The organism is Candidatus Nitrosocosmicus oleophilus (genome assembly GCF_000802205.1).
Lineage (GTDB): Archaea > Thermoproteota > Nitrososphaeria > Nitrososphaerales > Nitrososphaeraceae > Nitrosocosmicus > Nitrosocosmicus oleophilus.
In genome coordinates, this window is record NZ_CP012850.1 from 1,946,341 (window position 1) to 1,969,848 (window position 23,508).

Consider the following 23,508-nt stretch of genomic DNA (forward strand, 5'->3'; position numbering starts at 1 on the left):
ATAACTTGGATTGTAATTATCTAACAAGTGTAGAGGTATGATAAAGGATCTCGTTAACCCTACCAATTTTAATCTTCTAGTGTCAAACATAGGTGATGTTTTGGTCAAAGCTTTGGATGCACCTTTAGGATATGTAATTAACTGGGGTCGCGTCTGGTCATTATGGCCCGTTCACTTGGAAACGGCTTGTTGTAGTGTAGAATTCGGCGCTGTTTCAAGTCCGCGCTATGACGCCGAACGATTTGGGATACTGGAAGCTTTTGGTTCATTAAGACAATGTGATCTAATAGTAGTTCAGGGTACCGTAACTAGGAAAATGGCACCTAGGCTTAGGATGGTTTATGATCAGATGCCAGAGCCAAAATATGTTATCGCCATGGGAGCTTGTGCAATAACAGGTGGTCTATATCTGGATTCATACAATGTTTTGCCTGGGATTGATAGCATTGTGCCAGTAGATGTTTATGTTCCAGGATGTCCTCCTAGACCTGAAACGTTAATTCAAGGTACCATGTTGTTGCAAGAAAAAATCAAAAGGTCGAAAGTTAAATAATGGAAAAAAACAATACCGAAAATAATCAAACGAACCTGATCGAGGTAAAAGAAGAAAAGAGTAATTTACTATCTAGTAGTCTTATTAATTCTATTACTACTAATTTTGGAGATCAAGTTAAACTCGTATATAAAAAAGAAAACAGATCCAAGATATTGGTGAGTCCAGAAAATCTTGTAGAAACAGCATTATATTTAAGAAATAATCATGGATTTGATCATGCTGAATCAGCTTCGGGCACTGACTATCCAGCTGACAATCAAATTGAAATTAATTATCATTTAGGTTCGTATAGCAATACCGATTATTATCCCTACATTTTAGTGCTATCAACTAGAGTTGATCGAACCGATCCTAAATCAAACAGCTTGATAAATATATTTCCGAGTGTTGAATACCATGAACGTGAAACATATGAAATGCTGGGTGTGTTTTTTTTGGGACATCCACGTAATGAACGCTTTATTTTACCCGAAGATTGGGCAGATATGCCACCTCTCAGAAAGGATTTTCGCATAAAGGGGAGATGATAGTGGAATGAGCAGTCTGCAAGAAAAAATCGACGAGGCAAAGAAATTATCACTTCAAATAACAAAGGAAACTGAAGATGATAGATTGATGACTCTGAGTGTTGGTCCACAGCATCCAGGGTCCGGCCATTTCAGATTTACTATTAAGGTTGATGGAGACTATATCGTATTCGTAGATCCTGACCCTGGATATGTTCACAGGGGACATGAAAAGATGTGCGAATATCGAAATCACTTTCAAAATATACCTCATTTGGAGCGTCCCGTGATTCATGATTCTTGTAACATTACTTATGCATACAGTTTGGCCGTGGAGGATCTTGTGGGCATTACCGTTCCTAGAAGGGGTCAATTTATTAGGGCACTTGCATCTGAACTTAGTAGACTTTCATATACATTGTATTGGTTAGCAATTTATGGAATATTTCTAGGACATTCTACGATGTTCATGTGGCCTGCTGGAGATAGAGAATTACTTATCGATCTATTGGAGCGTTTAAGTGGTGCAAGAGTAACTAATGCATTCAATATTCCAGGTGGAGTCAGAAATGATATTCCTTATAATTTTAAAGAAAAATGTCTAGCCCAGGTCAATTATTTTGAGACTAGGCTCAAAGAATATGAGGATATTTTTTATAACAATCCTTTGCTAAGACAGAGGACTGAGGGTGTTGGAATATTGACTAAAGAAGATGCGATCAAACTGGGGGTAACTGGATCTGTCTTGAGGGCATCAGGAGTACCATTTGATGTTAGGAAAGTGGAACCTTATGACGTCTATGATGAAATTGAATTTAAGGTTCAATACATGAAAACATGTGACTCTTTTGCTAGAGCTTATGTACCTGTACTTGATATGAGAGAGTCATGTCACATTATTAGACAATTGTTAGATAAGATGCCGGATTCAGGAGATGTAAGAGAAAAACTGCAATTTAATATTAAAAGCTCCCCGGGCGAAACGTACAAACGGGTGGAATCAGGAAGAGGCGCGTTGGGATATCACGTAGTGAGTGATGGGACACCCAGACCATATAGAGTAAAGGCATCGGTAGGTTCCTTTAGGAATTTACTCGCTTTACCTTTCTTGTTAACTGGTTCGAAATTAGGGGATATGCCTGCAATATATTGGTCTTTGAATTATTGGCCGGTGGAGGCTGACAGATAATGGCTTCTCTGACTCCAGATTTTAGATTCGGGAATTTCGTAGCTAGTATTGTTTGGGTTTTATTTGTAGTCTTAGCTTTAGTTACCGTACTTATTCTCCCAATAATCTTTTTTACTCTATTCTATATTCCTCTGCCCGTAGTTGACGGGCAAGTCTTGACACCGTACCTGTTCTTCTCGATGATGGTCGATCCGTCTAGGACACTTCCTATTCTTCAATTTTTTATGCATACGACTCTCTTTAAGGCAGCAGTTTTTCCGGGCTTTGTATTTGCAGCTCTGATAGCAGCGGTCACGATATTTGTAGAGCGGAAATTGCTGGCTAAGATGCAGCTACGTGTAGGGCCACTATATGCTGGCAAAGTTGAAGGTATATTCCAATTACTGGCTGATGGACTGAAGCTTCTGACCAAGGAGATTATAGTACCATCGGGAGCTGATAAGCCCATATTCTGGTTAGCTCCAATAATGTTCGTAGCTACTGCAGCTGCGGTAGTTGCACTGATTCCGGTAGCTCCAGGTTGGGTAGTCGCTGATGTTGACGTAGGGCTAATCGCTGTCTTTGCAATACTCGGCTTTTTCCCGTTGATTGCGTTATTATTTTCATGGGCAAGTAACAGTAAATACCCGTTCATTGGTGGACTGAGGGCCCTCCATCAAATGATTGCCTTTGAAATACCATTTTTCTTGTCGGCATTGCCGGTCGTTTTACTATCATCGTCTCTTAATCTCACCGAGATTGCGAGATCGCAGTATATGATCTGGAATATATTTTTGCTGCCGATTAACGCTTTTGTTTTCTTTATATCTTCTCTGGCTGAATTAGAAAGGATTCCATTTGATTTGCCCGAGGCTGAAAGTGAAATAGTTGCAGGCTGGTTAACTGAGACTACTGGGATGATTTATGGACTCATCCAGCTTGGTAGTTATTTGAAACTATACGCCCTTGCAGGTTTGTTTGTAATTCTCTTTTTAGGTGGATGGTATGGACCACAAATATTTCCTCCTGAATTAATTCCTGGAGCTCATGAATCTAACTTACCATTGTTGCAAATGCTAGCCTTAGATGGAGTATACAATGCTATTACGGTAAACAGCGTATTCTGGTTTTTGATAAAAACAATTTTCATCATCTTTCTGATGTTAGTTATTAGAGGTATCAATCCGAGAATTAGAATTGATATTTTACTTCACACAGGATGGTACAAGCTAATAGTTTTAACATTCATAAATCTGTTTGTTGTTTTGATGTTGATTTACGGTGGAATTATTGGACCGGAGGGAGTGATTTCGATAAGGTGAACACTGCAACAGGATTCATAAAAGCGCTGGAGTCTGGAACTAAGCATTTAGTTTTAAAAAGATTTACATTTCGTTATCCCCAGGAAAAGTTGAAATTTGTGGGTGACGGGTACCAATTTGACCCTAAGAAAGGAGTCGGGATTGCGGGGACCAGAGGTAGACATATTTTATTTCATGACAAATGTACCGGTTGTCAACTTTGCGCTATAGCTTGCGAGGGGATAGCAGAAGCAATCACTATGGTAAAAGTCGATGAACAGTGGAAGCAAAATAAGAAATCCATAATGCCTCAAATAGATTATGGAAAATGTGTTTTCTGTGGTTTGTGTGTCGATGCGTGCCCCTTTTATGCTTTATATATGACAAATGACTATGAGTTGTCTTCTTTCACCAAATCTCATTTGATATACACACCGTCCCAGTTGGCTGTAAAACCAAAATATGATGGCGAGGTCGAAATAAAAATAGGCTCACGAGGTGCATATCATGGTAGATAGTATTTTCATAGGTCTATCTGTTATCACCATTGGATCAGCTATCTTATCTCTTGAAAGCCGCGAGTTATTGTACGGAGGTATAGCATTGGCAGTTTCGATGCTTGGGATCGCAGGCTACTTCATCATTTTAGACGCACCATTTGTTGCAATGTTCCAAATCGCAGTATACGTAGGTGCAGTTGCGGTTCTTATCATATTTACAGTAATGCTAGTACGGGCTCCAAATACTATAACCAAAAAAGAAACCAGGAAAAGAAAGATAGCTGGTATTCTGCTTGGGCTGGCCTTCCTTATTTTAGCTGGATCCATATTAGGAAACTCTGCTGCAACCCAGCTGAAATTTAATGATACGGTTCCAATATTTGATGTACAGGCAATAGGAAAAGAATTATTAACGTACTACTCACCGGTATTGTTAGTATTGGCATTAACGCTGGCTGCAGCTGTAATAGGCGCTCTGGCCTTGGCACGCAGAGAGGATATTGAGGAAAGAAATGAACCAACCAACTGATTTTCTATATATAGCTGTAATCCTCATATCTATTGGAATTTATGGATTAGTTGTAAAAAGAAATGCACTGCGGTTGATATTTTCTATTGAGTTAATTGCAAATGCTGTAAATCTGGTACTTATTGCATTTTCAAGAATGCTGCCTAGTCCTCAGGGACAAGTCTTTGTACTATTCTCAATAGCAATATCTGCAGCAGAGGTTGCAGTAGGCTTGGGAATTATTATCATAGCATATAGGTTCTACAAAGATATAGATATTACTGAATATAAGAACCTAAAGAATTAATTTTACTCAACAACTATTTTTTTGAAAATTCAACCGTATAATATATAAAGGAAGTCAATGTCGTTGAGGTAGGGGTATTCGGAGCAAGAGATGTAGATGGTGGATTCTTCCTATTATCTTATGGTGGCAACATTTATGCCCTTGATATTATCTCCGGTAGTGTATTTTTTGGGAAAACGAAAGGGAATAAACATTACAACGTGGTTGACTTTTGGAACTTTAGCTATCTCAACTGTGCTAGTGATTATTCCATGTATAGGTCTCGGTTCTGGAGGATCGTATCAAGAAGTCTTTGATTGGAGTCAATTAGGTCATTTCGGGTTAAAATTAGATGGTTTGAGCATTCCTTTTGCTATTACGATTTATTTGTTATCAACTATTATTGTGATTTATTCAAAGCCATATATGATCAGAAAAATTCTTCTTCAGTATGAACAGCTAAAGAGTTCCTCTAATCTGGAAATGAATGATGCTGAAAGCGAATTGTATTCTAATAAGGACGGGAAATCTTTCTCTTCTTTGGTCTTATCGACCGATCAAAAGTCCTATCTAAATAGTCAGCTGGGCCTGTATTATTCTCTTTATCTTGTGTTTGCAATGGGTATGCTTGGTACTGTTTTGGCTACCAATTTGTTTGAATTTTATGTATTTTTTGAACTGATGTTAGTTCCTTCATTCTTTTTGATTGCATTTTTTGGATACGGAAACAAAAAAAGAACTTCATTAATGTTCTTTTTCTGGGCCCATGTCGGCGCCGTTATCTTATTGTTGGGATTAATGGCAATGGGATTTCTGACTGGTGGATTTGATTATGATACAGTTAGGGCAAACGCATCCCAAATTCCACAAGCATGGATTGCTGTAATTGTTGCGGCGCTTATTATTGGATTTGGTGTAAAACTAGCTGCTTTTCTTGTCCACGTTTGGTTACCAGATACATACACTGACGCACCCACTCCAATTTCAGTGCTAATATCATCAGCAATGACTGGAATAGGAGCCTATGGTTTGATTAGAATATGGATTGAACTGTTATCAGGTCCTGGAAACTATACTGATTATAGTATTTACATAACCATTTGGGGAGTTGCTACAATGATATATGGAGGTGCCATGGCTCTAATGCAAAAAGATATCAAAAGAGTTTTGGCATATTCTAGCATAAGTTCAATGGGGTATCTTCTTTTTGGTATAGGCTCAGAAAGTGTCCTTGGCCTTAGTGGTGCAATCTTTATGTATGTTACCCATGCTTTAGGTAAGGGTCTGTTGTTCATGATGGCAGGTTCAGTTATCTTGCAAACAGGAACAAGAAATATGGATAAATTAGGTGGATTGGGAGGAAAAATGCCGTATACTGCTGTATTTGCAATGATCGGTGGATTAACTATCATAGGTGTACCAATAACAAGTGGTTTTATGTCTGAGTGGGTCCTCTTTAATGGAGCCTTACAAGATGCGGTAGTTAACTGGAGCGCTGTAAAGGCTGTCTCATTTGCTTTGGCTATTACTACCACGATATTGACCTCTGCTTATATATTGTGGATGTACAAAAGAATCTTCTATGGCATTACTCCAGAAACATTAAAAAACGTACGTGATTCGAGTAAGTATGTTTTAGTAACCATGGGAATTTTGGCTTCATTAACGTTGGTTCTGGGATTATATCCCGATTTATTTTATAAACCCATTATAGGGTATGTTGAAAGTTTGTATCCTGATTCCGATGTGCTTATACCAGTAAAGATCACCCCTGGAACAGGACAAGTAAATGATGAACCTACAAACACTACGCAGGCTAGTAATGTTGCTTTTTCAGGCGGAACTGACTACCCGAGGACATATCCTTTAGCTAAAAGCCAAGTGGATCATCCAACCACTTTTTAGGTGAATAGCGGTGGTTGAAGTTATAGGTTTTGAAGGAATAGGTGTAAATGCATGGTTAATCTGGATGACTCCATTTATAGGAGCTGCACTAATTCCAATTCTAAGAAAAAAGAGTGAAAAAATCAAAGGCTACGTTGCTGTCGCTTTTTCAGTTATTAGTGCCCTTTTGGCTTTGAGTATACTTCCATTAGGCTTATCAAATGGCGAGATTCATAGCCAAATTCCTTGGTTTTCTGCCCTAAATATAGACGCAGGTGTATTAGCTGATCCCCTTGCCATAATCATGAGTAATTTGGTTGCTTGGATTTCGGTGGCAATTTTTGTTTATTCTGTTTCCTATATGCACGGACAAAAATCACTTATAAGATATTGGTTCTTTATGTTGTTTTTCATCGGATCGATGCAACTAATTGTGTTATCTGACAATTTGTTGATGGTATTTTTCGGCTGGGAAGGTGTGGGACTTGCATCTTATGCCCTAATAGGATTTTGGTATACCGATAGAAAGAAAGATTATGTTGGCAGAGAGGGACATACTGCTTGGGGAATACCTCAGTGGACATCACCAACACATGCGGGGATAAAAGCATTCTTACTTAACAGGGCAGGGGATGTCATGATGCTGTCTGGAATGTTTATGATCTTTATGTATTCTGGTACTTTTGGCTTTAGAGAGTTGTTAGCCGATCAAACTTGGGCTCATGTGATGATGCAACAAAATCTGTTGGTGCCGGCGGCGGTTTTAATATTTGGCGGAGCCATTGGCAAATCAGCTCAGTTTCCACTGAATGAATGGTTATTGGAGGCTATGACAGGACCTACATCTGTATCTGCTCTTATTCATGCAGCTACAATGGTAAAGGCAGGAGTATTTCTTGTTGCTAGGATAGGTCCTCTATTTTTTGCCCTATCTGTATTTAATATGAATCAGTTCTTTGAAATTGTTACCTGGGTTGGAGCGATAACTGCTTTGTTGCTAGCTACTCAAGCGATAGTCAATCCTGAAATAAAAAAAGTCCTGGCTTATTCTACCGGGTCTCAGATTGGATACATGATGATGGCTTTGGGAATTGCAGGGCTATCAACAAACTTTGTTGATGGATATACTGCAGGATTCTTTCATCTAATTAGCCATGCACTGTTTAAAGCTTCATTGTTCATGGCGGCGGGTGCAATATTACATACCGTACATTCTAGATTCATGAACGATATGGGCGGGCTAAAAAAGAATATGAGAAAAACCTATATTTTCTTCTTGTTGGCGAGCTTGTCTTTAGCTAGTGCTCCTTTAATCACGCTTGGTTTCTGGAGTAAAGACGCAATTTTTGCTTCCATTCTTGAATCTAACTATGAATTCTCATCTTACGTCTTCTTGATTGCTGTTACAGTGGCTATCATGACATCCTTTTACACCTTCAGGATGGTCGGCCTTGTATTTTTCGGAAAACCCAGCCAAAATGTTGTCAATATCGAAAACAAAGGTCATCGTATACGTGAAGTGGATAAGATGATGTGGCTGCCATTTGCCGCTTTAGCAATAGCATCAATTGGATTCGGTGTTGTGGGCTTTGCATTTGAGGGTCAACTACATGATATCTTTTCAACCTATCTTGCAAGTTACTTTGGAATTAATGAGGGTGGAGTGGTACCATTAGGAGGAACAGAAGCCGTACAGAGCTCACCCGAATTAGCCGAATCAGGCGCAGCTACTGTTGAAGGGTCAAAACAAGATGCTTTAGAACTCAATCCACTTGCTGTTGTTTCCTCAGTAGCAGCATTTGGTGTAGGCGGATTTCTAGGATACTTGTTTTACATCAAGAGAATCGGGGACCCGGAGAAAATCAGCGACAACGTCGTCTCCAAGGCATTATGGAAGTTCCTATACAACCGATGGTATCTTAATTCAATCCTTTATTGGATAGGCGTAGTGATACCATTGGCGGCCTACAGACGAATTTATAAGTATTTTGAAAACATCTTAATGTATGGAATTAATCCTTCCGTTCAACAATCAATGGTGATGATGTCAAAAGTGGCAAAGGTAGTGCAAACAGGTAACGTACAGACTTATCTTTATGTATTTGCAGCTGGTATAATTATAATTACCATGCTGTTATTGAGTTAAGGAGAGAATGAGTAACGATGATTGATATAATGTCTACCCCTGCTTTAGTAACCATCATCTTGGGGAGCGTAGCTCTGTTAATTCCAATAATAGATGCCTTAAATAAAGAGCGAGGCTCAAAGAATAAAGTTTATAGTGCAATAGCCTTCGGAGCTCTAGCCCTGGCTCTTATTGTTGTGATATACAGGATATTTTCCGGGGAGAATCTTCCCGCGATGTCCTTAGCAAACAGTGGAGCCATAGGGGACGATATTTTTGGTGCATTCTTTTCTATTGCGTTTCTTATAGTTTCCATTATGGTTACCGTTTCTTCATGGAGTTACATGAAAAAACGAAGCAATCATGCTGCATACTATTCTTTGATATTATTATCAAGCATTGGTATGATCCTCATAGGCTATTCAACTGATTTTGTAATGTTACTAGTTGCTTGGGAACTAATGTCTATCCCTACCTATGCATTGGCTGCTTTTAATAAAAAAGATCCAATATCAAACGAGGCTTCAATCAAATACTTTTTGTTTGGAGCTTTATCGTCGGCAATCATTGTTTTAGCAATGGGAATTGTATATGGATTAACTGGCACTACAAACATTTACGATTCTATTGTTGCAATGTCGCATTTGAACGCAGATTTGGTCCCGTTTGCGTTGCTGGCAGTAGGACTTTTTATTGCTGGATTTGGATTCAAAATGGGACTAGTTCCATTTCACATGTGGTTGCCTGATACATATTCTGGGGCTCCAACTACGATTGCTACCCTTCTTGCTGCTGGAACAAAAAAAGCTGGATTTGCGGCTGCCATCAGGGTCATAGTTATCGGTATGATAGCGCTTAATGTCCACTGGACATTTACCCTTGCAATAATAGCCATTTTTACTATGACGCTCGGAAATCTGGGAGCTCTGACTCAAAAAAGTATACCAAGAATCCTTGCGTACTCCAGTATTGCTCAGGCCGGGTATATTCTGATCGGACTTGCAGTTGCTCCATACTCTGACTATGGTTTAGATGCCTCTTTGTTACAAATCATGAATCATGCAGTAATGAAATCTGCTGCATTTATTGCAGCGGCAGGTGTAATTATAACTCTGGCGGCGTATACAATCGAAAAGTATAAAGGACTAGGATATAGGATGCCTATCACAGCCTTTGTGTTTGCAATATCGCTGCTTGCACTTGCCGGAGTCCCTCCACTGAGTGGTTTTTGGGGTAAATATTTGATATTCGGAGCTGCTATAGATAGTGGTCAAGTAGTATGGTGGGGACCTTATCTTGCAATAGCTGGTATTCTAAACAGTGCATTATCTTTGGGGTATTACGCTTGGATCATAAGGAAAATGTACATGGAAGAGGGCGAAAATAGGGTAAGACAGAAGGAACCAAAACCGATAGTTGCTGTATTGTTATTTGCATTAGGATTCATGATCATCTTTGGTATCTGGTACGGACCATTACTTGACTTAGCGTCAATGGCTGTACCTAATGATTTGATTCATCTGTTAGGTGCAAACTAACATCTCTATTTTTCTATCCCTATCATTTTCTATTCTAGACCATATTTACTCTCTCCCTGATCCCTAATCTTGAATTCTCCCAAAATCCAGATTTTATTATGTTACACTCTCTGGAACTGTTAATATAGGCAGAATTTCTTGAATTATCAAACTCGATTTAAATATTGATTAGAGTACAATTTCTAATAAAAATCTAGTTACCATTGGTAGAAAAAATACTTTAAAGACTCAATTATCGATATGATTAAGAACTCAAATGCTAATCTCCAGGGTACGTTGGAGTATTGGTTTTTAAGCTATAATTAGTCTTTTTTTAAGCTAGGTTGGAAAAAATTTATCTATTCCCTGATCTTGAGTGTTGACTATTTTTGCAAGTTTTTGGATGTCTTCAAAGAAGATTTCTTTTAATTTGTTATTGTATATAGTAGCCGCTGGATGATATGTTATGAAGTATCTCAATGGTGGGCGATTAACTATTTGCCCCCTATACGGTGTCATGTGTTTTAGTCCAAGTAGTGACTTTAACGCTGTAGCACCTAATATACAAATGATTTTGGGTGAAATTATATCAATTTCTTTTTTAAGATATTCTCTAGTGCATATTCCAATTTCTTCATCTGTCGGAACCCTATTGCTAGGAGGCCTGCATTTGACTACATTAGTGATGTAAATTTCTTTTCTTTCTATTCGTGCGTTGATTAGTGCTTGATCAAGAATTTTGCCCGCACTCCCCACAAAGGGACTACCGGTTTCATCTTCGTTTTTCCCTGGAGCTTCGCCTATCACTATTATTTTTTTGCTAATATTGCCATTACCTGGAACTGCATTCTTCCTTGTTAATGACAGTCCGCACAAGACACAACGGATGATGTCATTCTTTATTGATTCTAATGATTCATTCTGAGAACTCAAGGTGGGAAAAAGTATTTAAGAAGAAGGAATTTTTCTAGAATCAATACTTTGATTCAGTTACTGATTCAGAGGATAATCCGCCAGTGCTATTTTGAGTATCTTCTCCCGGAGATGAGGAATTAACTATCAAGTTTGCAGGACTCGATGTAGAGTTTGTAATTGCTGCACTTACTGATTCAGAGGATAATCCACCAGTGCTATTAGTTATGTTGGTATTGTTAGATTGAGCAAACACCGGCGGTAGTCCAATGATTAATATCGGCAAAATAAGAATAACCAATCTAGAATTTTTCATATCATTTTCTATAATTTTGTAATATAAAATAATTTCGTAAGATTTGTTTAGGACCATGTAAATTCTAAACCACTCAAACATCATATAAAATCCACTATCTTTTTTGATAAACTTGTGTAGTCATTAGAATATTTTTTCTGTTTATCGCAATTGGAAATATTTATCATATTTGCATCAAACAAATAAACGAAACCAGCCAATCTGTAGATCGATTCCCTTCATAGATAGGATTATGCGACTATAAATGTAGGTATGGGTTAAAATAGTAATACAAAGAATTAACTTGTGGTCTGTGAATATTAAAAAACAATATGACTTTGATCTGATATATTTTGTGATAATTTTAGGTTTTAACGACCAATTTAATCAATATTTTATATCCTAAAGTTTAAAACATGTATATCCATGCTTATCATATCGTTAACTTAGTGATTATTACATTAGAAACGATAAAATGAAGGTCACGCATTATAATAAGAACTAAAATGTGGTGGAAAAAAACAAATTGAATCAAAAATTAATTAATTCGTATTTATCAGTATTATGTCCTTTATGTAGTAAGCACACTAATATGATTACCGATCAGAATTCTGGTGAATTGATTTGTACTGCCTGTGGAAGTGTCATAATTGATAATACTGAAACAACAAGGTCTGGATGGACTTCTTCAAACATTCAGGAATTGGATTTCAGGGACCGAACCGGAGCACCAACTTCTCTGGCCAAATACGATCGTGGACTCTCTACTGTTATAGGTAAGATAGATAAAGATGCATCTGGCCGTCAAATTGACCTAGCAATGAAAAGTAGAGTAGGTCGCTGGAGAACTTGGGATGCTAGATCACAAACAAACGATTCTTCAAAGAGGAATCTTCAATCTGCGTTTATTCAGTTGTACACGCTGAAAGACCTACTGGGTTTGCCCGAATCAGCAATAGAAAAAATTGCTTATCTATATAGGAAAATACAGGAACGGAAATTAATTAAAGGAAGGACGATAAAGGGTGCCTTGGCTGTCGCTTCTTACATTGCATGCAGAGAATTAGGGATTCCAAGAACCCTAAAGGAAATTGCAAGAATCTCTAATCTCAAGGAAAAAGAAATAGCAAGAATTTACAGGAAGGTAATGTTTGAACTAGATCTCAAAATCCCTCAAGTCGACGCACTGAAAGAAATCATCAAGATAGGAAATATTTGCGGTATTTCGGAGAGATCGAAAAGACGTGCGATAAAAATGATGATGACTGTAATGAAAACAGAGATTTCTGCAGGGAAAAATCCGAGGGGTTTAGCTGGGGCTGTTCTTTACCTGTCATGTAAGGAATACGATGAGGAAATTACTCAAAACAAGATTGCAGAGATTGCAGGAGTAACTGAAGTTACTTTAAGGCATGACTTGGACATAATATCAGAGCTGATTAAGACTTTCCCAAGTAAAACGAATACCTAACTATATCTAGTCTTTTTTTACAAATCTGTAATCTCTTCCATAATCAATAAAATTATAAAATTTTTCTTCTGATACTTTATTTAATACCGTAATCTTGTCATGATTATCTAGTATTATTCTTATTGAGAGTAAACCCGCATAGATTTTTTCGTCTTGAAAGATAAATATGGAATTGAGTAACATGTGTAGAATTTCTAAGACAAATAGGTACTTTTTAAAATAAATAATTTTCAGATAAACTACCATATTCTTCATGTTACAACCGGGGACATTTGATGGTTTATTATTTCTTTGATTTTTTAAACTACTAGATCAAAATCAAATCATTTCTTGAGTAGTGTTTTTTATCAAAAGATAGGGGAGCTATTATCAGCCAATTCCGTGTTTGGCCTTTCTCCCCTACCACAATAATGAACCGGTGAACGGAATAGAAACCCGGAACATCCTTTTGTATATTATGATGTCTAACATTTTATTTAACCTATATGTAATTTTAACAAACTGGGGTTTAGCTTCGTGCACATTGGGGGAATATATTCTATCTCTAGAAATCCAATTATCAGGGACATATCATCTAATATTGGTTTTGAAGTAGTTACCATCGAAAGATGTATCTCCTATTTATTGATTATGTTCTACAATATATTCAAGTAAATTAAAAGAGATATAGATTAAATAGGGAACTATTGTTAGATCAAAACATCACTTTTAGAACAACAAAACGATAAAGTCATTTTATTCAATAGCGTTGTAATCATTACTTAAAAAATGTTGTATGAAGTAATTTAGACTTAAGTCCATAGTTATACTCTTGGAAATAAAACTATCTGTTCCGCGAATCAATCTTGAATGGGGATGATTTTCATTCCCCTCAAACGCATTATATGATTGTGCTACGGAAGGATCTAAACTCCATTGTGAGACTAGCTATACGAACCAAACAGTTCTTAATTTGTTTGTAAATTAGATATCTTGTCTTATTTGTCTCCTAAGGTATTATATTGAGGCAGTCCATTGACCAATTCTTTCGCATTTAGGGCACTGTCTTCTTTTAATAAATTGCTCTACGGTTTCGTTATTTTCTGGTTCAATTATAATCTGTTCCCCACAATAACATTTCATCATCTCAAGCATATACATAGCCAAGCTTCCTTAGTATTATAGGTTTATTTCAAGATTATCATCTTTTAGATTAAAAATATAAGTGATATACTACATAGACACCAAGTAATAAAGAGGTTGTAGGAATATGAACCAACTACTCTAACAATCCGAGATCATCATATTTTGAAGACGATGCAATAATTTGACAACTTAGGAAACCATATGTATTCCTGAATCGGCTTATGCCATTTTGGATTTAAAATGCATGTTTTGTAATAATGCGTGAATCACGATAGGGTTAATAAAGTAATTATATATCTTATTATATTTTGTTGATCTTCTATATATGAACAGCAGATTGTCAAACGAATATAATGAAAATCTCGAGGAATCTCAAGAGAACCAAAAAAATTGGTTCTGCAGAGAAAGATCCAAAAACAACTGGTCCGTCTGAAAACCTTCGAGAAGAAGCACTCGAAGAAACCGATGCAGAAAATACAGATAAGGAACCAGCTTAATCTTTTTTTTCTTAAAACACTACGATATTATTCTTCCCTATCGATAATTGGCAAATATAACCTTGAATTGTAAAGTAGCGATACCAATATAAATTGCTTCATTGAATGACCTTTCTCAATAGATAAAACTACGTTGATTGACGAGGCTTTAATATACTTTATTTGTCAAGAACATAACTTGACTAGATGAACTGTGGATTTAAACCGGGATTTGATAGCCGGACTAAATTCTCTAAAATGTTATTTGTTATTTGTTATTCGGTTCAAGTAATATAATAGTATGAATTTTCAATTGGAGACCGATGGCGCAAATTTGCTATGTTTTTTATTTATTATGCAGTTACAATGCAAAATCGTGATACTATTACATGTATCAAATATAAACAGTGCAAGGTCAAATGTTCAAACAAGAAAGGTTAAACACAACAGATTTAAATTAACCGCTTATGCTCTTTTTAAAGATAAGAAATTTTTAACTTAGACTTGAATAAGATTAAAGAGGCACAGGAGCTACTAACAAGATATGACATCAGAAGGACAGATCTGATAAAATCTGCAACGTTTTCCAAGTTAAATGGTAACAATGTATATCTGAAACTTGAATGCCTTCAGAAAACAGGGTCCTTTAAAGTTAGAGGAGCGATGGTAAAAATTCATAACTTGTCAGATGATTTAAAAAAGAATGGGGTAATAGCCGCTTCGGCAGGAAATCATGCTCAAGCAGTTGCTTTTGCTTCTAAAATTCACGATATTCCATGTACTATTGTTATGCCCAAAAATGCATCCCCTAGTAAAATTGTTGCTACAAAGTCATATGACGCCAAAGTAATTTTGGAGGGAGACAGTTATGATGAGTCTGCTAGTTACGTCAAAGATTTTGCAGAAAAGGAAAATAAAACTATTATTCCTGCTTTTGAAGATTCAGACATAATTTCGGGTCAGGGAACAATTGGATTGGAAATTATGGAAGAATTAGAAGAAGTAGATGAGGTGTATGTTCCTATAGGAGGAGGTGGTTTGATTGCTGGAATATCGATTGCGATAAAGTCAATCAACCAGAAAGTCAAAATTATTGGTGTTGAATCTACTGCCTTTCCGACTATGAAAAAATCAATTACTGCAAATAAGATAACAAAGGCAAAAGAAGGCTATACAATTGCTGATGGGATATCTATCAAAACTCCTGGTAAACTTACTTTTGAAATTGTAAAAAAGCACGTTGATAGTATTGTATTGATAAATGATAATGAAATCGTAAAGACGATGTTTTTATTGATGGAACGATCAAAAATCGTATCGGAACCTGCTGGCGCAGCTGCTCTTGCATACCTTAATTCAAAGAAGAAAAGTAAGGAACAAGGTAAGAATTTGGTCTCCATCATTTCTGGTGGAAATGTAGACATGTATCTATTGGGACAAATTGTTGCAAAAGGGTTGATGCAAACAGGCAGATTATTGAAAATATTTGTAGATCTTAACGACAAACCTGGAGCCTTGAAAAAAATTGTTGACGAAATATCAAAGGCTAGTGTGAATATCGTCGAAGTAGAACATGATCGGCTTAGTTCAAATGTTCCTGCTGGTACTGCAGGTGTATACTTGAGCTTAGAGTTAGAGAACAAAAACCAAGCCAATACACTATTAGATTTATTTAGGAAAGAAAAAATAAATTTTGAAATAGTACACTAGAGCTAATCATCCTGCACTTGTTACGCTTACTTTGTCTACTCAAAAAAAGAAAATATTAGACGCACCTAAATTAATACCGTTCCTCCATCTATGACAATGGTATTTCCAGTAGCATAGGAGAAATTATCATCGGCGAGGCTTGCAGCAATACTTGCGACTTCGCTAGCTTTACCCCATCTTTTCATCGGTGATCCCAGAGCGGCCTTTATAATTATTTGTTCTGTCACTGAATCTAGTGTAGCGGGTGTAGCAATATTACCTAAAGCAAGGGTATAGGCTCTGATACCAAATCTGCTATATTCCTTGGCGATGCATTTTGTCAATGTTATATTTCCCGATTTGGCAATGGAATATGGAAAACCCCCCACACGACCGGAAATAGCCGGGGTTGAGGAAATATTGATAATTACTCCACCACCCTCTCTACCTCCTATTATGTTACTACCATGATTCATATTTGATGAATTTTGCATCATAATTGGTAGGACAGCCCGGCAAAGTCTCATCGAGCCAAACAAATCTACCTCAATTATCTTTTCCAACTCCTCATCCGATCCCTCATGTATTTGCTTGTTCCATATTTTAGCGTCATATGCATACCCCGCATTATTTATCAGGATGTCAATTTTCTGATATCTGTTTAAAACGGCTTTGATAAATGTTTCTACACTTGATCCATCAGTGATATCTACTTCGAGGGCTAGAGTTGTACCTTTTAACCTTGTAGCAGCTGCCTTCGATTGGCCTAAATTACGAGAACAAACTATGACTATAGCCCCTCTCTGAAAATTCCTTTGCTATTTCAAAACCAATCCCTTTACTCGAACCAGTAACTATGACTACTCTATCTAAAAGTGACATTCCATTACTATTAGCAAATATAATATTTATATTCGATACCCTACCAGTTTCTCAAATAACAAAAACCATAGTCTCTGATAAATAAGAATAAAGTCTATTAAAATAAAACGACTTCAGAATAAAAACAATCATGTTCAATTATACGGTTTTACTACAATCCATTGTGAACCTTTGTTTTAGGGAGGCAATGATGAGCTTGTAGTCTAGAATCCAAAGAAATAAGATTTGGGAAGATCTTTCAACCAACTAATCTTTTGAAGGGGACTCGATATCTGAATTATTAAATATGTCCTCTTTGTTAAAAATCCATTCTTTACGCTTAAAAAAAATCAATAACAAAATCGAAATTAATGCCATAGTGACTAGCACGACGAACATACCTTGTGGGATATCACCTAATTTTGTCAAGTCCAATCCGTTCATTCCATATATTCCTGTTAAAAGTGTCAATGGTAAGAGTATTACACTAAAAACGGTTAGAATTCGCATTGTATCGTTAAGTTGTAACGATATATTCGCAATGTATAGATCTCGCGTTGAATTTATTGTGTCTCTATACGATTCTACTAATTCTATAAGTTGCCCTATGTCATCATATGCTATTTGTAGATACTTTATATCACTATCTTGGTCTTGCATGTGTGTTAGAAAATTTATGACGTCTCTTGTATACCAAAAATGCCTCCTTATTATGATGGTTTGCTTTGCCACCATATCCAAATAACTAAGCGTATTTTTAGAAGGTTTTTTGTATAAGGATTTTTGTTCAAAATCTGTAATAGTAAGCTCAATTGAAGTTAATAGTTGTTCATACCTTGATATTATTTCATCTATAAGAGTATAGTAAAGTGCACTAATATTTGATGTTAACAATTTTTGGTTCTTCTTTTCAAGGGTATCTTTGATGGTTGAAAATATATTAACTTCAGATGAATGCAGAGTAATTATCCAATTCTGACCGACATAAATATAGATGCCCTCTATTAGCAATTGTTTGATGGTCTTAAATCGAATATCTAAAATAATGCTAAAGATGTAATTATCAAGCATTCTTATTTGAGGCCTTTTGGTTTTTTGACCAATCAGTCTTATACTGTCTTCATCTAGATCATATTCTTTTGCAATAGATTGAAGATCATCGGCCGAAGGATCACTAATATCGATCCATAATTTGTTTGATTGTAGATCTGATTCCCCTTCCTGCTCAGTTCTTATTCCATTAGAATTATAGTATATTTGTTGCTTAGTTTTCAATTAATTAGTTTCTGATTATAAAGGGATATAAACATCTGATATTAGTATGTCGTCTCTTTATTTGATTCTGCGAACTTAATGATTAATTATTACTCAAAGATACATTTTTCAGTCATAATTATCAAAAGAAGTCGAAATTCTTTATTATTAGATATTGGTCATTCACTTTATTATTATTTACTGAGGCTCTAATAGATGTAATGTCAAAACAATGTTCCTTTTAGAATAAAATAGGTTACTTTGCAAGCTGGAGTGTTTTCACAAGAGACATCCCAAAAACGTACCACCACAAGGAAAGAGGATTTCAAAGATCATATCGCTTACGATCCGAATAAAGGCTGGATCAGAAACCCCGTGTGTTAGGTAGCACTAGAGCCAAAAAACAGCCAGATTCTAATAGTATTACTATTAGAAGAAAGGAAAAAGTTTGTAGGAAGAAAGTTCACACATTTGTATTCATATCCTACTATAACGTTACTTGTGTTGAACTTGTGAAAAGGATATTGCTTTGGTGGTACTCCCGGGATATAAACCTCGAAGAAAAAAAAGTAAATACCAAATTTCAAATCCCAATGTCATTAATAATTAATAAAATCTAAATAGCTGGAACAGTCACTATTATCTATTTATAGTTTTTGGCATAACAAACTATCAGTGAACAAAATAAATTTTATCATGATGTTATGTTTAGGGATAGGGATAGGGGTTATCGCATCAACTGATTTAATGATGACATTTGTGTTAGCACAACAGAACATGTCAATGGAAATGCCTAATGCTCCAAATGGAATGAAGAATATGTCGATGTCATTAAACGATTTAAGAAATACAACTATCGGTATGGACAATACACCTTTTAGTTAAGAGATCTGTATATAGTAAACGTAGTCTCACAATTAGGTACAATTGTATTAGTTAGTTCATGAATGCATTCTCAGTTTGTTAATATTCGTTACTACTACAAAAAGATAGATTAGGTAGATGGTGTTCGATTTTTAACAAATAAATATTACTTAATGCATTAGCCCATAACGCAGAATTTTGTGCCTTTTTAGATATTTCTATTAAATTTTACTTGAAAATTACAGTTGCTCTCCTTTAAATTGCATCTTAGAATGATCTAGAATTTTTGCTTTGTTGCATAATTCCTTATTCTCCGGTTATCATCATGATCATCATGTTATATTCTTCTAAAAATGTTATACAATGATACTTTTATCATGATCTCCTTTACCATGTTTTGAAACCTGTTTGCTGATGTGTATTCACCAAACATTCTCTTTATAGCTGAGAACACAGTTTCAGATATCCATCTCTGTCCGTATTTTCTTTTTGTCTTCCATTTCAACAGATCCTTTGCTTGTAACTTTACTTCGTTGTTCCTTAACCTATTGTTTTTAGGAGAAACAATAGAGTTCCTTCTTACCTTTATACCTGGATTGATCTTTTTGTCCTCAAGATACACAAAGTTTGGATTTGAATCATAGGCTCCATCAGCTAGTACCGATTTTATCTTTACAGTGTTTGGTTCTCTCGAATCCAAAACATGATTGACTAGTTTCTTTAGCATTTTCCCATCATGTACCTTCTCATCTGTCACTTCCAAAGCAATGATTTTCCTGGTCTTTATGTCTACAGCAACGTGGATCTTGAGATATCCTTTTCTATTTTGTGTATTCCATTTCTCATCCATCTACTGACCTCTGTTAGTAATCTTGATACCTGTACTGTCTATTGATATTATTAGGTCATCATCGTCATCCATCTTGTCTCTTTTAATATCGATGTTTAGCTTGTTGATTCGTTTACAGATGTGACCATAACTTGGTGGATTAGCAGGTAACCTTTTTCCTGTGGCCTTAATTATACCTTGGGTTTGTCTGTATGGTAGGTGAAATAAATAGCGAATGTAACCAATGGCCAAGATGAAAGAATCTGGAAATACAAATGGTTTACCCTTTTTGTTTATATTCATATTCTCTATCTCTGAACCCCAACCATCAAGGAAATCATACGAGAAGAGGATCTCACCGCGTTGAACTAATGAGCGATTGTAAGAGGGCCAGTCTATCACAAATAATCAATCTGTTCATTCCAGCTAAATATGTTGAGTTAGGCGACAAAGCAAGAATTTTCATAAACGTTAAATTTCTGATTTGAGGGATATCTGATTACCGAATAAACATAGTAATACAAATCAATTCATTTTCGCATACTCCATCAAAAAAAGGGAAATTAATACCTAATTGCATCTTTGGACTTAATTCAAAAATACTACTAGGAGGTTAATTGAATTTATCCAACCGCTTTGATCAGAAATGAGATTATCTTGAAATATAGTCTTGAAATATAGTCTTGAAATATAGTAATAAAAAAACCGTCTAATCCAAAACCAACCGATTAAATAAGAATCAGGATGAGAAGGGAATTCTACTTGGTTGCATATTCCCTCATTTCAGAGATCATTGAATGATTATAAATATCCGATGTGGAATTGGTCAGGCAGTTTACCATTGATACATTTATACCCATATCTGGAGTACATTTGTACATCGTCGTTTGTGCTTCAACTGGATTCTGATGCGAAAGTTCGATGATACTAAATGTTAGGAATACAAAAAATAGCATCAGACCTAATTTACAAATTGGAGGATTCGTCAATACAATTATTGGAAAAGGCCCATCCTCTTGATTTCTACCCTTAAATATAAGATGCATAACAAACTATGTTAATTAGGACAGATTCATTGACAAATCTAACGAGCCGTCAAGGTGTGATCTTGATATACACAACTCGAACTAATTTGAAACTTGTGTCTATTTTGAACAGTCATATCAGGGGGAACAGATAAAGTTCGATATGTAAACCCGTTGGCAGTTGGATGACATGGTTGGTATGAAGGACAGAAAATATTTACTCTTGCATTTAACTAAGAAACTATTTGCAAAGAATCGATTCAACAAATATAGACAAGATTTATCTGATATAGTGTAACTATTCAAAAAAATTGGTCCTAGGACATATCGAATCAATGAGTTGCCTTTGCTTAAAAAGAATCTTTCTTGTTTTGGATTTTTATAGTGCACACATAAATATAGATTACATTTGTCCTGTACAAACCTATCTTTCTCAATTTATTTATCGGAATACTTTTCTTTCAAATTTTTAATAAATTGATGGTAATCCTCCTTGGACATTTCTACCCCCAAAAGTTTCTCAAGGATTTTCTCTTTTCTTTCTTCACCTATTCTGTCTTGAGGAAAAGCCACGGCAAACAAAATCATCAGGCCACCAATCTGCCTTGACAATTACAAGAATTCAGATTGCCAGTTCTCCATAGTTTGCCTAATGAATTAATTCCAAAAAAGATTCATAGCAACCGGTTGATCATGTTCATTCTGTTCTGATACAAATTGATTAAATGTAGTAATTCCCTGTATTAGCCATGTTACGGCAAGAAACATATTAGTAACATACAGATAGCCTCGCTTTTTGAATTCTCTCATGTAAAATAATTATCAACTTTATTAAAATACCATATTATGAAAATTTATATAGACGCGATAATTCCTTTTTTAAAAATACTTAATTGGATTAATATATCAATTGAACAACAAAAAAATCAAAAAAAATCATTGACATACAAAAAGTATTTATGATTGTCCCTCTGGAGTCTATCGTTATCTCAATCCTAAAGCATCCTTCAAATCTATCTCATGATCTTGTTCTTGAGCAATAATTCCTCTTAATACTTCTGATAAAGCATATTCACCTGCTTCCTCAGCCTGTCGGATTCTTTCCCTATAGTTTCTGATGGTTTCTTGTTCTGCACGAAGGTCAATTTCCAACATTTCTTTTGGATTTTCAGAAGGTTTTGCTTCTTCACTCTTCATTGTGGGAGTCCCACCCAAATAATCGATTTGTTTTGCAACCTTCAATGCATGTTCTAATTCATCAGATGCATGCTTCTCTAATTGTTCTGCAATATTTCCATATTCTGCACCCTTTAGGGTAGAACTAAATACTACGTACTGAATAATTGCTTTGTATTCTCTGGCTAGATCCTGATTTAATCCGTTAATAATTGACTCTTTTCCTGGAGATGGAATATTTTCGCTATTCACGAATCACTATGGATTACAAATAATATAAACATCATATGACTCAAAAGTAAATAATATGACCTTTTTATTTTTTCTGCATTATTTGAATGGATTTTCTATATCTAAATGGAGGAGTCAATGACTGAATTTAAAGTTACTTAATGGCGTGGATAAGCAACCTGGCCGTTATATTTTATTTGTTTTTATCTAATAAAAAGCAAAATCCGCAAACAAGGTTTATAAAAAAATAAGGCTAAACAATTCAATTTAGCTAAATTTAGGATCATACAGTTTGTAGACCGTCATAATTTTCTCCATTTATTCACATTGTTCATATGAAGATGAGTCATTTTTAAAAGTTATCCAAAAATACCATTTTCAGTCTTAGGATTTTCGAGACCATCAGAATTAAGACTATTAAACATGAATTGAATATGTCCCTTTCTAACCCCTTGGTGGTTGGATAAAAAGAAATCTCCGTCGTATGCATACTTAGTGTCAATGGCAATAGTAACATATATGCTAGACGAAATGTATGACCTTTTCTGACTCCTAACGTTCATGTTTTGTCTTTAATAGTATATAATCGACCTCCATCACTTTTTCGAGTCAAAAATCAACGATAGTGCGACATATTATCAATTATCTGATCTTGTATAGTTAAATTTTCAGTTCTTTGAATAAATCGATATGATTGTACATGCTCTTACTAATTTTCGTGGGGGTGACTGTAACAATCAGAAGCAGATGCAGATATCAGAGAGGATTAATAAATCAATAACTCTTAGATTAATGCGATCTTAATACCAAACAATGTAACCGTACTAATCATTCGTTCCTCTTGACTTCTAGTCAAGCTAAATAGCCTTATTAAAATAATTGATTTTTTGGTTTCACAAATGGTAAATTTTTAAGATGAATTTCTGGGTGATCTTCGTTTGGAATATTT

22 protein-coding genes and 1 pseudogene are annotated in these 23,508 nt (G+C 35.7%); 14 read left to right on the top strand and 9 right to left on the bottom strand.

Going from position 1 to position 23,508, the window contains the following annotated elements:
- Positions 1–37: 37 nt before the first annotated feature.
- From NMY3_RS09390 to NMY3_RS09435, 10 genes are all read left to right on the top strand, one after another.
- Complete coding sequence (locus tag NMY3_RS09390) at positions 38–553, top strand: NADH-quinone oxidoreductase subunit B (RefSeq protein ID WP_196815630.1); 516 nt, start codon at positions 38–40, stop codon at positions 551–553.
- Positions 553–1,083, top strand: a complete 531-nt coding sequence (locus NMY3_RS09395) for an NADH-quinone oxidoreductase subunit C (RefSeq protein WP_196815631.1) — start codon at positions 553–555, stop codon at positions 1,081–1,083. Before NMY3_RS09390 ends, NMY3_RS09395 begins: the two co-directional genes overlap by 1 nt.
- A gap of 88 nt (positions 1,084–1,171) precedes the next feature.
- A complete protein-coding gene (locus tag NMY3_RS09400) occupies positions 1,172–2,251 on the top strand; it encodes an NADH-quinone oxidoreductase subunit D (protein WP_425319403.1) in 1,080 nt (359 codons plus the stop codon).
- 224 nt (positions 2,252–2,475) lie between these two features.
- Entirely contained in the window at positions 2,476–3,552 is a 1,077-nt protein-coding gene (locus NMY3_RS09405) for a complex I subunit 1/NuoH family protein (protein ID WP_231100415.1), read from the top strand.
- Positions 3,549–4,049: an NADH-quinone oxidoreductase subunit I gene (locus NMY3_RS09410; RefSeq protein WP_196815634.1), complete on the top strand. Its 501-nt coding sequence runs from the start codon at positions 3,549–3,551 to the stop codon at positions 4,047–4,049. The genes NMY3_RS09405 and NMY3_RS09410 overlap by 4 nt, the downstream gene beginning before the upstream one ends.
- Positions 4,039–4,560 carry an NADH-quinone oxidoreductase subunit J family protein gene (locus NMY3_RS09415; protein WP_196818521.1) on the top strand — a complete coding sequence of 174 codons (522 nt, stop codon included), beginning with the start codon at positions 4,039–4,041 and terminating at the stop codon, positions 4,558–4,560. Before NMY3_RS09410 ends, NMY3_RS09415 begins: the two co-directional genes overlap by 11 nt.
- Positions 4,544–4,846: an NADH-quinone oxidoreductase subunit NuoK gene (gene nuoK, locus NMY3_RS09420; RefSeq protein WP_196815635.1), complete on the top strand. Its 303-nt coding sequence runs from the start codon at positions 4,544–4,546 to the stop codon at positions 4,844–4,846. The genes NMY3_RS09415 and nuoK overlap by 17 nt, the downstream gene beginning before the upstream one ends.
- A gap of 96 nt (positions 4,847–4,942) precedes the next feature.
- Positions 4,943–6,730, top strand: a complete 1,788-nt coding sequence (locus tag NMY3_RS09425; protein WP_231099981.1) for a complex I subunit 4 family protein — start codon at positions 4,943–4,945, stop codon at positions 6,728–6,730.
- Between the two features lie 64 nt (positions 6,731–6,794).
- Positions 6,795–8,855: an NADH-quinone oxidoreductase subunit L gene (locus tag NMY3_RS09430; protein ID WP_196818523.1), complete on the top strand. Its 2,061-nt coding sequence runs from the start codon at positions 6,795–6,797 to the stop codon at positions 8,853–8,855.
- Between the two features lie 17 nt (positions 8,856–8,872).
- Positions 8,873–10,372 carry an NADH-quinone oxidoreductase subunit N gene (locus NMY3_RS09435; protein ID WP_196815636.1) on the top strand — a complete coding sequence of 500 codons (1,500 nt, stop codon included), beginning with the start codon at positions 8,873–8,875 and terminating at the stop codon, positions 10,370–10,372.
- Positions 10,373–10,690: 318 nt separating this feature from the next.
- Here NMY3_RS09435 and NMY3_RS09440 read toward each other — a convergent pair whose 3' ends face one another.
- The gene (locus NMY3_RS09440; RefSeq protein WP_196815637.1) at positions 10,691–11,227 is read right to left on the bottom strand and encodes a uracil-DNA glycosylase; all 537 of its coding nucleotides are present in this window, start codon (positions 11,225–11,227) and stop codon (positions 10,691–10,693) included.
- A 97-nt stretch (positions 11,228–11,324) separates the two neighbouring features.
- Entirely contained in the window at positions 11,325–11,636 is a 312-nt protein-coding gene (locus tag NMY3_RS09445; protein ID WP_196815638.1) for a hypothetical protein, read from the bottom strand.
- Positions 11,637–12,069: 433 nt separating this feature from the next.
- Here NMY3_RS09445 and NMY3_RS09450 point away from each other — a divergent pair, with 433 nt between their 5' ends.
- The 3 genes from NMY3_RS09450 to ilvA all read left to right on the top strand — a co-directional run bounded on the left by NMY3_RS09450 (position 12,070) and on the right by ilvA (position 16,340).
- Positions 12,070–13,029, top strand: coding sequence for a transcription initiation factor IIB (locus NMY3_RS09450; RefSeq protein WP_338140373.1), 960 nt, complete (start codon positions 12,070–12,072; stop codon positions 13,027–13,029).
- Positions 13,030–14,507: 1,478 nt separating this feature from the next.
- Positions 14,508–14,651: a hypothetical protein gene (locus NMY3_RS09455; protein ID WP_196815640.1), complete on the top strand. Its 144-nt coding sequence runs from the start codon at positions 14,508–14,510 to the stop codon at positions 14,649–14,651.
- Positions 14,652–15,134: 483 nt separating this feature from the next.
- On the top strand, positions 15,135–16,340 hold the full coding sequence (gene ilvA, locus NMY3_RS09460) for a threonine ammonia-lyase (protein ID WP_231099983.1): 1,206 nt from the start codon (positions 15,135–15,137) through the stop codon (positions 16,338–16,340).
- A 65-nt stretch (positions 16,341–16,405) separates the two neighbouring features.
- Here the strand turns inward: ilvA and NMY3_RS09465 are convergent, their stop codons facing one another.
- The 3 genes from NMY3_RS09465 to NMY3_RS09475 form a co-directional block, all read right to left on the bottom strand.
- A complete protein-coding gene (locus tag NMY3_RS09465) occupies positions 16,406–17,113 on the bottom strand; it encodes an SDR family oxidoreductase (protein ID WP_196818525.1) in 708 nt (235 codons plus the stop codon).
- A complete protein-coding gene (locus NMY3_RS09470) occupies positions 17,091–17,201 on the bottom strand; it encodes an SDR family NAD(P)-dependent oxidoreductase (protein ID WP_196815641.1) in 111 nt (36 codons plus the stop codon). The genes NMY3_RS09465 and NMY3_RS09470 overlap by 23 nt, the downstream gene beginning before the upstream one ends.
- 246 nt (positions 17,202–17,447) lie before the next feature.
- Positions 17,448–18,455 carry a magnesium transporter CorA family protein gene (locus NMY3_RS09475; RefSeq protein WP_196815642.1) on the bottom strand — a complete coding sequence of 336 codons (1,008 nt, stop codon included), beginning with the start codon at positions 18,453–18,455 and terminating at the stop codon, positions 17,448–17,450.
- Between the two features lie 654 nt (positions 18,456–19,109).
- Between NMY3_RS09475 and NMY3_RS09480 the strand changes: the two genes are divergently transcribed.
- Entirely contained in the window at positions 19,110–19,319 is a 210-nt protein-coding gene (locus NMY3_RS09480; RefSeq protein ID WP_196815643.1) for a hypothetical protein, read from the top strand.
- A 316-nt stretch (positions 19,320–19,635) separates the two neighbouring features.
- Here the strand turns inward: NMY3_RS09480 and NMY3_RS09485 are convergent.
- From NMY3_RS09485 to NMY3_RS09500, 4 genes and pseudogenes are all read right to left on the bottom strand, one after another.
- Positions 19,636–20,529, bottom strand: a pseudogene (locus NMY3_RS09485) (IS5-like element ISThar1 family transposase).
- 356 nt (positions 20,530–20,885) lie between these two features.
- Positions 20,886–21,173 (bottom strand): hypothetical protein, encoded by a 288-nt coding sequence (locus tag NMY3_RS09490; RefSeq protein ID WP_196815644.1) that lies wholly within the window; start codon positions 21,171–21,173, stop codon positions 20,886–20,888.
- Positions 21,174–21,590: 417 nt separating this feature from the next.
- A complete protein-coding gene (locus NMY3_RS09495; RefSeq protein ID WP_196815645.1) occupies positions 21,591–21,740 on the bottom strand; it encodes a hypothetical protein in 150 nt (49 codons plus the stop codon).
- A gap of 396 nt (positions 21,741–22,136) precedes the next feature.
- On the bottom strand, positions 22,137–22,580 hold the full coding sequence (locus NMY3_RS09500; RefSeq protein ID WP_196815646.1) for a ferritin-like domain-containing protein: 444 nt from the start codon (positions 22,578–22,580) through the stop codon (positions 22,137–22,139).
- Positions 22,581–23,508: the final 928 nt, after the last annotated feature.

Bases quoted from the DNA above. Each gene is read 5' to 3' on its own strand.
- NMY3_RS09435 (WP_196815636.1), top strand. From the start codon at position 8,873: ATGATTGATATAATGTCTACCCCTGCTTTAGTAACCATCATCTTGGGG.
- NMY3_RS09415 (WP_196818521.1), top strand. From the start codon at position 4,039: ATGGTAGATAGTATTTTCATAGGTCTATCTGTTATCACCATTGGATCA.
- nuoK (WP_196815635.1), top strand. From the start codon at position 4,544: ATGAACCAACCAACTGATTTTCTATATATAGCTGTAATCCTCATATCT.
- NMY3_RS09430 (WP_196818523.1), top strand. From the start codon at position 6,795: ATGACTCCATTTATAGGAGCTGCACTAATTCCAATTCTAAGAAAAAAG.
- NMY3_RS09405 (WP_231100415.1), top strand. From the start codon at position 2,476: ATGCATACGACTCTCTTTAAGGCAGCAGTTTTTCCGGGCTTTGTATTT.
- NMY3_RS09445 (WP_196815638.1), bottom strand. From the start codon at position 11,636: ATGGTCCTAAACAAATCTTACGAAATTATTTTATATTACAAAATTATA.
- NMY3_RS09495 (WP_196815645.1), bottom strand. From the start codon at position 21,740: ATGATTTTGTTTGCCGTGGCTTTTCCTCAAGACAGAATAGGTGAAGAA.
- NMY3_RS09400 (WP_425319403.1), top strand. From the start codon at position 1,172: ATGACTCTGAGTGTTGGTCCACAGCATCCAGGGTCCGGCCATTTCAGA.
- NMY3_RS09470 (WP_196815641.1), bottom strand. From the start codon at position 17,201: ATGTCACTTTTAGATAGAGTAGTCATAGTTACTGGTTCGAGTAAAGGG.
- NMY3_RS09455 (WP_196815640.1), top strand. From the start codon at position 14,508: ATGAAAATCTCGAGGAATCTCAAGAGAACCAAAAAAATTGGTTCTGCA.
- NMY3_RS09395 (WP_196815631.1), top strand. From the start codon at position 553: ATGGAAAAAAACAATACCGAAAATAATCAAACGAACCTGATCGAGGTA.
- NMY3_RS09390 (WP_196815630.1), top strand. From the start codon at position 38: ATGATAAAGGATCTCGTTAACCCTACCAATTTTAATCTTCTAGTGTCA.
- NMY3_RS09425 (WP_231099981.1), top strand. From the start codon at position 4,943: ATGGTGGATTCTTCCTATTATCTTATGGTGGCAACATTTATGCCCTTG.
- NMY3_RS09490 (WP_196815644.1), bottom strand. From the start codon at position 21,173: ATGCATCTTATATTTAAGGGTAGAAATCAAGAGGATGGGCCTTTTCCA.